Consider the following 11,475-nt stretch of genomic DNA (forward strand, 5'->3'; position numbering starts at 1 on the left):
CCCCGTCCACCCGGGTGCGCATATTGAGAGCGCAGCCGGAGCTGGTCGAATTCGTGATAATTTTCGTCAAACGCTGCCGTGTAGCGGCCGCATGGCGTCGCTACGCGGGCGGTCGATTTCGATCCCGCGTTTCACCGTGAACAACATCTGATGAAACCCGTTATTGCCCTGGTTGGGCGCCCCAATGTGGGGAAATCCACGCTGTTCAACCGTCTCACGCGCACGCGCGATGCACTGGTTGCCGACCTGCCCGGTCTCACTCGCGATCGCCATTACGGCGAAGGGCGCGCCGGCGATCGGCCGTATCTGGTCGTCGATACCGGCGGCTTCGAGCCGGTCGCGAAAGACGGCATCCTGCACGAGATGGCGCGTCAAACGCGTCAGGCGGTCGAGGAATCGGACGTCGTGGTGTTCATCGTCGACGGCCGCAACGGTCTCGCGCCACAAGACAAATCGATCGCCGACTATCTGCGTAAGACCGGCCGGCCGATTTTCCTCGTCGTCAACAAGGCGGAGGGGATGAAGTACAGCACCGTCGCCGCCGACTTCTACGAACTCGGTCTCGGCGACCCGCGCGCGATTTCCGCCGCGCACGGCGACGGCGTGACGGAAATGATCAACGAGGCGCTCGGCGTCGCGTACGCCGGCCAGCCGGAAGAGGGCGACGAAGAGAAGGCGGCGCGCGGCGTGAAGATCGCAATCGTCGGCCGGCCGAACGTCGGCAAGTCGACCTTGATCAACGCGCTGGTTGGCGAGGAACGCGTGATCGCGTTCGACATGCCGGGCACCACGCGCGATTCGATCTACGTTGATTTCGAACGGCAGGGCAAGCCGTACACGCTGATCGACACGGCCGGTTTGCGTCGCCGCGGCAAGGTGTTCGAAGCGATCGAGAAATTTTCGGTGGTGAAAACGCTGCAGTCGATCTCGGACGCCAACGTCGTGATCCTGTTGCTCGACGCTCGCCAGGATATCTCGGAGCAGGACGCGCACATCGCCGGCTTCGTGGTGGAGCAGGGCCGCGCGCTGGTGGTGGGCGTGAACAAGTGGGACGGTCTCGATCCGCATGTGCGCGACCGCACCAAGGCGGACCTCGAGCGCAAACTAAAATTTCTCGACTTCGCCAAGTTCCATTTCATTTCCGCCGCGGAGAAAACCGGAATCGGCCCGCTGATGCGTTCGGTCGACGACGCCTACGCCGCTGCGATGGCCAAGCTGCCGACGCCGAAGCTCACGCGCGCGCTGATCGATGCAGTCGAATTCCAGCAGCCGCGCCGGCGCGGTCCGGTGCGTCCGAAATTACGTTATGCGCACCAGGGTGGGCAGAATCCGCCGATCATCGTGATTCATGGCAATGCACTCGATGCGATCACCGACACGTACAAACGCTACCTCGAAAACCGCTTCCGCGAAACTTTCAAGCTGACCGGGACTCCATTGCGAATAGAGTTCAGATCATCGACGAACCCTTACGCGGACAAAGGCTGAAACCCGCGTGCATGCTGGCTTTGGCCGCATGGCCAGGTCCCTCGCGCAAAAACGAAAATCGGCTATAGTGTAGCGGTTGACGGCGGATCTCTTTTTCCTTCGTCGTCAATTCAGTCAACCTGCAAAAAAACACGGAGTTTGCTATGAGCAACAAAGGGCAATTGTTACAAGACCCGTTTTTGAACGCACTGCGTAAAGAGCATGTGCCGGTGTCGATCTACTTGGTCAACGGCATCAAGCTTCAAGGGAACATCGAATCGTTCGACCAGTACGTCGTGTTGCTCAGGAATACGGTCACCCAGATGGTCTACAAGCACGCAATTTCTACTGTCGTGCCTGCCCGTCCGGTGAACTTCCACCCGGATTCCGAACAGTCCTAACCCCCGTCGCGGCCGGCGTAGCGTCGCCCGTTGGCGATTACTCCCGGCCGCCTCATTTTGATACCCTCCAATTTGATCAATGCAGCGCTTGTCGGCATCGACTTCGGTAAGATCGATTTCGAAGCCAGTCTCGAAGAACTCAGCCTGCTCGCGCAAAGCGCGGGCGCGAATCCCCTAGTCACCCTCACCGGGCGCCGGGCCAGTCCCGACGCCAAGATGTTCGTCGGCAGCGGCAAGGCCGAGGAACTGCGTCTCGCGTGTGAGGCGAACGACATCGAACTCGTCATTTTCAATCACGCTCTGGCACCTGCGCAGCAGCGCAATCTGGAGCAGGCGCTTAACCGGCGCGTGGTCGATCGCACGAGTCTCATCCTCGACATTTTCGCGCAACGCGCGCGCAGCCACGAAGGCAAGTTGCAGGTGGAACTCGCGCAACTGCAGTACCTGTCGACTCGGCTGATCCGCGCGTGGACTCACCTCGAACGTCAGAAAGGCGGTATCGGTTTGCGCGGCCCCGGCGAGACGCAGCTCGAAACCGATCGCCGCTTGATCGGCGAGCGCATCAAGGCGCTCAAGACGCGGCTCGAAAAATTGCGCCGTCAGCACGGCACGCAGCGCCGCCAGCGCTCGCGCAACCAGACCATGTCGGTCTCGCTGGTCGGCTACACGAACGCGGGCAAATCCACGCTGTTCAATGCGCTGACCAAAGCCCAGGCGTATGCCGCCGACCAACTGTTCGCCACGCTGGATACCACGTCGCGGCGTGTCTATCTCGGCGATGAAGCGGGACAGGTGGTGGTGTCCGATACGGTCGGCTTCATCCGCGAATTGCCTCACCAACTGGTGGCCGCGTTCCGCGCCACGCTCGAGGAAACCATTCACGCCGACTTGCTGCTGCACGTGGTCGACGCATCGAGCGCGGTGCGCCTCGACCAGATCGACCAGGTGAACGAGGTATTGCACGCAATCGGTGCGGACACCATCCGGCAAGTGCTGGTGTTCAACAAGATCGACTCGGTGCCGGAGTTGGCGGCCCGTGGCGAGGCGGTCGAGCGCGACGAGTATGGTAATATTTCGCGCGTCTTTTTGAGCGCGCGCACGGGGCAAGGTCTGGATACATTGCGCGCAGCCATCGCCGAAATCGCTACTGCCGAACCTCTTCCAGATCTTCCCGACGCCCAGGTCGATCTGTCGGAAGAAGACCGGTCGGCAGCACCGCGCGACGACCGCAAGGTCCCAGAACTCGGGCACTGACCCGTTCCAATTGCATTGACCCGCTGTCTACTCTGGTGAACGAACACAGGTGAACGATTACAACGAGCGGAGTATCTGGCTGCGCATGCGCGCCATGCTTTCACTGAACGATCCGCGCTGGGGCCGGGGCGACGGTAACGGCAATGGCGAGCGCCAACGGCCCAATGAACCCAGGCGTCCGCAGAATGGCAAGGACGGTGAAGGCCCGCCCGATCTCGACGAGATGTGGCGCGATTTCAACCGCCGTTTGAGCCGCATGTTCGGCCGCAAGGGCGGCGGTGCGGGCGGTGGCCGTTCCGACAACGGACGTGGCGCGCGCATCGGCGTCGGTATCGTGATCGGCGTGCTGATTGCGATCTATCTGGGCAGCGGCGTATTCGTCGTGCAGGACGGCCAGGCCGCCGTCGTGATGCAGTTCGGCAAATATCGCTATACCGCGGGCCAGGGCGTGCATTGGCGTCTGCCGTATCCGTTCGAGGCGCATGATCTCGTCAATATCGGCCAGATCCGCCAGGTGGAAGTGGGCCGCAACAACGTCGTGCGTCTCGCGAACGTGAAGGATGCGTCCATGCTCACGCATGACGCGGACATCGTGGACGTGCGCTTCGCCGTCCAGTATCAGGTGAAGAAGCCAACCGACTATCTGTTTCGCAGCGCCGATCCGGACCAGAGCGTGATGCAGGCCGCGCAGGCGGCGGTGCGCGGCATTGTCGGATCGCGAAGCACCAACGATATTCTCTATCAGGATCGCGAAGCGATCCGCCAGCAACTGGTGGCCGCGATCCAGCGATCCCTGGATGAATACCAGTCCGGCCTCGCCGTCACCGGTGTGACGATCCAGGGCGTGCAGGCGCCGGATCAGGTGCAGGCGGCTTTCGACGACGCCGCCAAAGTCCGCCAGGAAAACGAGCGTGCGAAGCGCGAAGCAGAGGCTTATGCCGCGGATCTCCTGCCGCGCGCGCAGGCGGACGTGGCCCGCCAGATCGACGAAGCGAAAGCGTATAGCGACAAGACAGTGGCCCAGGCCCAGGGCGACGCCGAGCGCTTCAAGCAGGTCTACGCGCAGTACTCGAAAGCGCCCGCGGTGATTCGCGAGCGCATGTACCTGGAAACCATGCAGCAAATCTATTCGAATACGACCAAGGTATTTGTGGACAGCAAGAGCGGCAACAACGTGTTGTATCTGCCGCTCGACAAGCTGGTCGAGCAGACCCGTCAGCGCGTTGCCGACGCCGCAGCCGCATCGGGCGCCACCGCCACGCCGCCAGCGCCGGGTAGTGCCGCCGCACCATCCACCGCCGCTTCCGCGCCCGCCGCGGTTGCGACGCCGGCGAGCCAGGCCGGGGCCGGCAGCGATCCATTGCGTTCACGCGACTCCTTCCGCAGCCGTACGCGCGAAGACGACGTTCAATAAGGAGCGCACCACATGAACAAGATTATTGCGCTCGTGGTTGCGGTCGTGATCGTGCTGCTCGCCGCTTCGTCGATGGTGTTCGTTGTCGATCAGCGGCATATGGCGGTGTTGTCGTCGCGTGGCGACAGCGCGCCCACGTTGCTCGGACCGGGGCTGCACGTCAAACTGCCGCCGCCGCTGCAAACGCTCACGCTGGTCGATAACCGCGTCCAGTCGCTCGATGCGCCGGACGAAGACCGCTTCGTCACGTCGGACAAAACCGATCTGCTGGCCAATCCGGTCGTCAAATACCGCGTGACCGATCCGCTGAAGCTGATCGCCGAAACGAAGGGCGACGTGCAGAGCTTGCCGGACCGGCTCGCGCTGGTGTCGCGCAGCGCGCTCGGCGATGCTTTCGCCAAATACACCCTCGCCGAGGCGCTGGCCAAACAGCGGGCCGTTGCCGACGAAGCACGCGGCGCGATGGAAAAGGCCGCGGCATCGCTCGGCGTCTCGGTGATCGACGTGCAGCTGACGCGCGTCGATTTCCCGGCGTCGATGGCCGACGCGGTCTACAAGCGGATGATCGCCGCGCGCCAGGAGCTTGCCGCCGACGAACGTACGAAGGGCGCCGCCGAGGCCGGCCAGATCAAGGCCGATGCAATCGTCAAGCAGCAGGCGATTCTTGCGGACGGCTACCGTCAGGCGCAGACGATCAAGGGCGAGGGCGATGCGAAGGCGGCTGAAATCGCCGCCGCCGCGTACGGCAGCGACCCGCAGTTCTACCAGTTCTATCAAAGCATGCAGGCATACCGGAACACCTTCAAGCCAGGCGACGTGATCGTGGTCGACCCGAGCAGCGAGTTCTTCCGCTTCATGCGTGGCCCGACCGGCGCCGCGGCCCCGGACGCTTCCGCGGCTGCGCGCAAACCCTGATAACCGGAACGCCGCGGCATCCGCATCGCGGCCTTTTCATTCGCATGGATATAGCCGGCTCGTTACTGCTCGCGATCGCATTGATGCTGATTATCGAGGGAATGTTTCCGTTCGTTTTTCCGAGCGCCTGGCGTGACACGTTCCGTAAAATAGCGGAACGGCCGCCGCATCAGATCCGCGTCGGCGGACTGATCGTGATGGTGCTCGGGCTGATTCTGCTGTTCATCGTGACCTGAGGCACGCCGCGCTGACGGCGCGGCGCGGCGCCAGTCGCAATCGACGCGTGTTGGCCGCAGAGGGTGATGCTGGTCCCCGTGGGTCTCTTCCGGGGTTCTCCGACGTCCTCGATAACCGCCAGAATCGAGCCGCCGTCCGCCATTCATACTCACTTACCGGCGCACCCATCCGCCGTGTTCAACGTCGTAGGACTGCATCGATGTCGATTTGGTTACTTCCCGAGAATATCGCCGACGTGCTGCCGTCGGAAGCCCGCAAGATCGAAGAGTTGCGGCGCCATTTGCTGGACCGTTTCCGCTCGTACGGCTACGAGATGGTCATGCCGCCGTTGCTCGAGTACATCGAGTCGCTGCTCACCGGCGGCGGCCACGATCTGGATCTGCGCACCTTCAAGCTCGTCGATCAGCTCTCCGGGCGCACCCTCGGCCTGCGGGCCGACATCACGCCGCAGGTCGCGCGTATCGATGCGCACTTGCTGAACCGTCAGGGCGTGACGCGTCTGTGTTACGCGGGCAATGTGGCGCATACGCGTCCGCGCGGCTTGCACGCCACGCGTGAGCAGATCCAGATCGGCGCTGAAATCTACGGTCATGCCGGTCTCGAGGCGGACCTGGAAATCCAGCAGCTGATGCTCGACGCGCTGCGGCTCGCCGGCCTCGCGAAAGTTCGGCTCGACCTGTGCCACGCCGGCGTACTCGCTGCGCTGATCGACGCCGAACCCGCCGCGGCCGAACTGGGCCAGTCGCTCTACGACGCCTTGGCAGGCAAGGACGTGCCGCGTCTGGTCGAATTGACCGCCGGTCTCACGCCGGTCACACGCGACGCATTGCGCGCGTTGCCCACGCTGTACGGCGACGCCTCGGTGCTCGAAGAGGCTCGTGCCCGTTTGCCGAACGCGCCGGCCATCGCTCGCGCGCTCGACGACCTCGCGTTCCTCGCAAGCCAGGTGACGGGCGCTGAAGTGATGATCGACCTGGCCGATCTGCGCGGCTACGCGTACCACAGCGGCGTGATGTTCTCGGCGTATGTCGACGGCGTGCCGAACGCGGTGGCGCGCGGCGGCCGTTACGACCACGTAGGCCTGGCCTACGGCCGCGCGCGCGCGGCAACCGGCTTTTCGCTCGACCTGCGCGAAGTCGCGCGCATCTCGCCGGTCGAAGCCCGTAGCAGCGCGATTCTCGCGCCGTGGCAGCACGACGACGCATTGCGAGTGAGTGTCGCCGCGCTGCGCGATGCCGGCGAAGTGGTGATTCAGGCGCTGCCCGGCCACGAGCACGATCTGGACGAATTCGCGTTCGACCGCGTGCTGGTCGAGCGCAACGGCGCATGGGTCGTCGAGCCGCGCGCGTAAGCGTTCAGGTCGAAATGTCCAAAGGGTATCTTCATCGCATTTCCGAAGGCGTCCGTAGCTTCACCGGACCCGGCGCGGCCTGGGGCCGCGTTACCTTCGGCACACTCACCCATGACGTGCATACCGTTGAGCGGAAACGGAAAAATTCGGAAGGTTCCGCGAAGATAGGTAGAATACGTTTTTAACCAGCTTACGAAACAACATGTCTGCCAGCGCAGTGAATGTGAACCCCGGGCGCAACGTCGTCGTCGTGGGGACCCAGTGGGGTGATGAAGGCAAGGGCAAGATCGTCGACTGGCTGACGGACCACGCTCAAGGCGTCGTTCGCTTCCAGGGCGGTCACAATGCCGGCCACACGCTCATCATCGGCGGCAAGAAAACCATCTTGCGTCTGATTCCGTCGGGCATCATGCATCCCGGCGTCGCGTGTTACATCGGCAATGGCGTCGTGTTGTCGCCGGAAGCGTTGTTCAAGGAAATCGGCGAACTCGAAGCCGCCGGCGTCGACGTTCAGAAGCGCCTGTTCATTTCCGAAGCCGCCACCCTGATTCTGCCGTACCACATTGCCATCGACCAGGGCCGCGAAGCGCGCCGTGGCGCGAGCAAGATCGGCACCACCGGCCGCGGCATCGGCCCGGCTTACGAAGACAAGGTGGCGCGCCGCGGCTTACGCGTGCAGGACCTGTTCGAGCCGGAAGCTTTCGCCGAACGTCTGCGTGAAAACCTCGACTACCATAATTTCGTACTCACGCAATACCTGGGCGTCGCCGCTGTCGACTTCCAGCAAACGCTCGATACGATGCTGGGTTATGCCGACCGTCTGAAGCCGATGGTCACCGACGTGTCGCGCCGTCTATACGACGAAAACGCGGCCGGCAACAACCTGCTGTTCGAAGGCGCGCAAGGCACGCTGCTCGACATCGACCACGGCACCTATCCGTTCGTCACATCGAGCAACTGCGTGGCGGGTGCAGCCACCGCAGGCGCGGGCGTGGGTCCGCAAAAGCTCAACTACATTCTCGGCATCACCAAGGCATATTGCACGCGCGTCGGTTCGGGCCCGTTCCCGAGCGAGCTGTACGACGCGGACAACGCCGCCCGTCAGGAAGCGATCGGCCTCGAACTCGCCACCGTCGGCAAGGAATTCGGTTCGGTCACCGGCCGTCCGCGCCGCACCGGCTGGCTCGACGTCGCCGCGCTGCGCCGCTCGATCCAGATCAACGGCGTGTCGGGCCTGTGCATGACCAAGCTCGACGTGCTCGACGGCGTCGACGAAGTGAAGCTGTGCGTCGGCTACACGGTCGACGGCAAGCACGTCGATCTGCTGCCGCGTGGCGCATCCGAAGTCGCGCGCTGTGAGCCGATATACGAAACCTTCGCGGGCTGGAAGGAAAGCACGGTCGGCATCAAGGAGTGGGACAAGCTGCCCGCCAATGCGCGTGCGTACCTCTCGCGCGTGCAGGAAGTCGCAGGCATTCCGATCGACATGGTGTCGACCGGCCCGGATCGCGACGAGACCATTCTGTTGCGTCATCCGTTCAAGGCTTAAGCCATGGTGCAGGGTGTACCCATGATTGCGATGAAAGATCCGCGCAACGACGACAAGAACCTGTGGGTCGGCTGGGACGAGTATCACCGGCTGATCGAACTGCTGGCGCTCGCCGTGCACGAGTCGGGCTGGAAGTTCGACAAGATCCTGTGCCTCGCGCGCGGCGGTTTGCGTGTCGGCGATCAGCTCTCGCGCATCTACGATCTGCCGCTCGCGATTCTCGCCACCAGCTCGTACCGCGAAGCGGCCGGCACGGAGCAGGGCGAACTCGACATCGCGCAATACATCACGATGACGCGCGGCGAGTTGCACGGCAACGTGCTGCTGGTCGACGACCTCGTGGACTCGGGCGTGACGCTGGCGCGCGTGCAGCAGCATCTGAAGGAACGTTACCCGGCTATCACCTCGGTGCGCTCGGCGGTGCTCTGGTACAAGGGCTGCTCGAAAGTAAAGCCCGACTATCACGTGCAGTATCTGCCCACCAATCCGTGGATTCATCAACCGTTCGAGGAGTGGGACACGGTTCGTCCGCACAACCTCGGCGCGTGGATCAAGCGCGGCACGGCGCAAGCACAGGAGTCGCCGGAGGCGTGATGCGCACTTCGGCGTCGTACCTGTCGGGTCGCACCCAGAAAACGGAGTCCGGTTGGGCTCCGTTTTTTTGTGCGCGCCGTGCGCATATCACCGCGTGGCGCCTCGCCAACGGCACAATGCCACACACTGCGGACCATACGCCTCGGGCGGCAGACGCACCCATATCGCAGTGCTACACTGCGCGGACCATCCACGTGGTGTATCCACAACAAGCCGGGCGGCATCGGGCGAGCAGTTTAGAATAGCGCTCGTTTTTTCCGCTCAGGGAACGGATTTCCACACGTTTATGACAGATACCAATCACGTGCACAAACAGCCTCTGCCTTCGCTCGCGATTGCAGCGATCGGAGTGGTGTTCGGCGACATCGGCACGAGCCCGCTGTATGCGCTGAAAGAGGCGTTCAGCCCGTCACACGGTATTCCTCTCACCGAGCAATCGATCCTCGGCGTGATATCGCTGATGTTCTGGGCGATCGTGATCGTCGTCGGCGTGAAGTACGTGTGGTTCGTGATGCGTGCCGACAACAACGGCGAAGGCGGCGTGCTCGCCCTGATGGCACTGGCGCTACGCTCGCTCGAAGATAAATCGAAAATGGCCGGCTTGCTGATGATGCTCGGCATCTTCGGCGCCTGCATGTTCTACGGCGACGCGGTGATCACGCCGGCGATTTCGGTGATATCGGCGGTGGAGGGCCTCGAAATCGCCGCGCCTAATCTGTCGCATCTGGTGGTGCCGCTCACCATCGTGATCCTCGTGCTGCTGTTCTGGATCCAGCGGCACGGCACGGCGATGGTCGGGCGCCTGTTCGGCCCGATCATGCTGGTATGGTTCGCGGTGCTCGCGGTGCTCGGTATCTGGCACATCACGCAGTCTCCGAACGTGATTCGCGCACTGAACCCGTACTATGCGTACACGTTCATGGCCACGCACGTGTTGCAGGCTTATGTCGTGCTCGGCTCCGTCGTGCTGGTGCTGACCGGCGCGGAGGCGCTGTACGCCGACATGGGCCATTTCGGCGCGAAGCCGATCCGCATGGCCTGGTATGCGCTCGTGATGCCGTCGCTGGTGCTCAACTATTTCGGTCAGGGTGCGTTGCTGATGCATGACCCCAAGGCCATCGAAAACCCATTCTTTTTGCTCGCACCGGATTGGGGCGTGCTGCCGCTCGTCGTGCTGTCCACGGTGGCGACCGTGATCGCGTCGCAAGCGGTGATTTCCGGCGCGTATTCGTTGACGAGCCAGGCGATCCAGCTTGGCTACGTGCCGCGGATGAAGATCCTGCACACGTCGGAACTGGCGATCGGTCAGATCTACGTGCCGGTGGTGAACTGGATGCTGCTGTTCATCATCTTGTGCATCGTGATTGCGTTCAAGAGTTCGGATAATCTTGCCGCCGCATACGGTATTGCGGTGACGGCGACAATGGTGATCACGACCATCCTCGCGTGCGTCGTGATGGTGAACGTGTGGAACTGGAACAAGTTCCTCGTGGCGTTGATCATCGGCGTGTTCATGGTGATCGATCTAGGCTTTTTCGGCGCCAATCTGCTGAAGGTCGAGGAGGGCGGCTGGCTGCCGCTCGGTATCGGCGCGTTGCTGTTCTTCCTGCTGATGACCTGGTTCAAGGGCAGGATGATCGTCAAGGAACGCACGGCCGCCGACGGCATTCCTCTCATGCCGTTCCTGCAAGGTCTGCTCGCGCACCCGCCGCACCGCGTTTCGGGCACGGCAATCTATCTGACCGGCAGCGATACGCTCGTGCCCGTGAGCTTGCTGCACAACCTGAAGCACAACAAGGTGCTGCACGAACGCACCATCTTCCTCACGTTCGTCACGCGCGACATTCCGTACGTGAACGACGCCGAGCGCGTGACCGTCAAGGACATCGACGGCGGTCTGTATCTCGTGAAGGCCGCGTACGGCTTCAATGAAACGCCGGATGTGAAGGCCGTGCTGCTCGAGGTGGGTCGCACGCACGACATGACCTTCGAGATGATGGACACGTCGTTCTTCCTCGCGCGCGAAACCGTGGTGCCGACGCAATTGCCGGGCATGTCGGTATGGCGCGAACGGGTGTTCGCATGGATGCATCAGAACGCCGCGAAGCCGACCGACTTCTTCAGTATTCCGGCCAATCGGGTGGTGGAGTTGGGGACGAAGATCGAGATCTGACGGCGGCGCTGCCGCTGAATGTTGAGCGCCTTTATGCCGAAGGCGCGCGCAACAAAAAGCCCACGCATTTGCGTGGGCTTTTTGTTGGAGGGTCGGGTTCGTGGCGCGGCTCATCGCCTT

The 11,475-nt window shown here is 62.8% G+C and carries 10 protein-coding genes; all 10 read left to right on the forward strand.

Annotated features, from left to right (window positions below; all coding sequences use genetic code 11):
• Positions 1 to 150 precede the first annotated feature (150 nt).
• The 10 genes from der to ACOCG7_RS18535 all read left to right on the forward strand — a co-directional run bounded on the left by der (position 151) and on the right by ACOCG7_RS18535 (position 11,355).
• Positions 151 to 1,488, forward strand: coding sequence for a ribosome biogenesis GTPase Der (gene der / locus ACOCG7_RS18490; protein WP_083083376.1), 1,338 nt, complete (start codon positions 151 to 153; stop codon positions 1,486 to 1,488).
• Between the two features lie 143 nt (positions 1,489 to 1,631).
• A complete protein-coding gene (gene hfq / locus ACOCG7_RS18495; protein WP_006051315.1) occupies positions 1,632 to 1,868 on the forward strand; it encodes an RNA chaperone Hfq in 237 nt (78 codons plus the stop codon).
• Between the two features lie 30 nt (positions 1,869 to 1,898).
• A complete protein-coding gene (gene hflX, locus ACOCG7_RS18500; RefSeq protein WP_176035720.1) occupies positions 1,899 to 3,122 on the forward strand; it encodes a GTPase HflX in 1,224 nt (407 codons plus the stop codon).
• A gap of 49 nt (positions 3,123 to 3,171) precedes the next feature.
• Positions 3,172 to 4,536, forward strand: coding sequence for an FtsH protease activity modulator HflK (gene hflK, locus ACOCG7_RS18505; RefSeq protein WP_073427594.1), 1,365 nt, complete (start codon positions 3,172 to 3,174; stop codon positions 4,534 to 4,536).
• Between the two features lie 12 nt (positions 4,537 to 4,548).
• Positions 4,549 to 5,451 (forward strand): protease modulator HflC, encoded by a 903-nt coding sequence (gene hflC / locus ACOCG7_RS18510; protein WP_244744329.1) that lies wholly within the window; start codon positions 4,549 to 4,551, stop codon positions 5,449 to 5,451.
• Positions 5,452 to 5,495: 44 nt separating this feature from the next.
• Positions 5,496 to 5,687 carry a DUF2065 domain-containing protein gene (locus tag ACOCG7_RS18515; RefSeq protein WP_007181354.1) on the forward strand — a complete coding sequence of 64 codons (192 nt, stop codon included), beginning with the start codon at positions 5,496 to 5,498 and terminating at the stop codon, positions 5,685 to 5,687.
• 200 nt (positions 5,688 to 5,887) lie between these two features.
• Positions 5,888 to 7,039 carry an ATP phosphoribosyltransferase regulatory subunit gene (locus tag ACOCG7_RS18520; RefSeq protein ID WP_073427596.1) on the forward strand — a complete coding sequence of 384 codons (1,152 nt, stop codon included), beginning with the start codon at positions 5,888 to 5,890 and terminating at the stop codon, positions 7,037 to 7,039.
• A 202-nt stretch (positions 7,040 to 7,241) separates the two neighbouring features.
• The gene (locus tag ACOCG7_RS18525) at positions 7,242 to 8,588 is read left to right on the forward strand and encodes an adenylosuccinate synthase (RefSeq protein ID WP_073427597.1); all 1,347 of its coding nucleotides are present in this window, start codon (positions 7,242 to 7,244) and stop codon (positions 8,586 to 8,588) included.
• Positions 8,589 to 8,591: 3 nt separating this feature from the next.
• Entirely contained in the window at positions 8,592 to 9,182 is a 591-nt protein-coding gene (locus ACOCG7_RS18530) for a phosphoribosyltransferase (protein ID WP_073427598.1), read from the forward strand.
• Positions 9,183 to 9,468: 286 nt separating this feature from the next.
• Positions 9,469 to 11,355: a potassium transporter Kup gene (locus tag ACOCG7_RS18535; RefSeq protein WP_073427599.1), complete on the forward strand. Its 1,887-nt coding sequence runs from the start codon at positions 9,469 to 9,471 to the stop codon at positions 11,353 to 11,355.
• Positions 11,356 to 11,475 lie beyond the last annotated feature (120 nt).

This window comes from Paraburkholderia sp. DD10 (assembly GCF_049177125.1).
In the GTDB taxonomy this organism is placed as follows: domain Bacteria; phylum Pseudomonadota; class Gammaproteobacteria; order Burkholderiales; family Burkholderiaceae; genus Paraburkholderia; species Paraburkholderia terricola.

Bases quoted from the DNA above. Each gene is read 5' to 3' on its own strand.
- der (WP_083083376.1), top strand. From the start codon at position 151: ATGAAACCCGTTATTGCCCTGGTTGGGCGCCCCAATGTGGGGAAATCC.
- hfq (WP_006051315.1), top strand. From the start codon at position 1,632: ATGAGCAACAAAGGGCAATTGTTACAAGACCCGTTTTTGAACGCACTG.
- hflC (WP_244744329.1), top strand. From the start codon at position 4,549: ATGAACAAGATTATTGCGCTCGTGGTTGCGGTCGTGATCGTGCTGCTC.
- ACOCG7_RS18515 (WP_007181354.1), top strand. From the start codon at position 5,496: ATGGATATAGCCGGCTCGTTACTGCTCGCGATCGCATTGATGCTGATT.
- ACOCG7_RS18520 (WP_073427596.1), top strand. From the start codon at position 5,888: ATGTCGATTTGGTTACTTCCCGAGAATATCGCCGACGTGCTGCCGTCG.
- ACOCG7_RS18525 (WP_073427597.1), top strand. From the start codon at position 7,242: ATGTCTGCCAGCGCAGTGAATGTGAACCCCGGGCGCAACGTCGTCGTC.
- ACOCG7_RS18530 (WP_073427598.1), top strand. From the start codon at position 8,592: ATGGTGCAGGGTGTACCCATGATTGCGATGAAAGATCCGCGCAACGAC.
- ACOCG7_RS18535 (WP_073427599.1), top strand. From the start codon at position 9,469: ATGACAGATACCAATCACGTGCACAAACAGCCTCTGCCTTCGCTCGCG.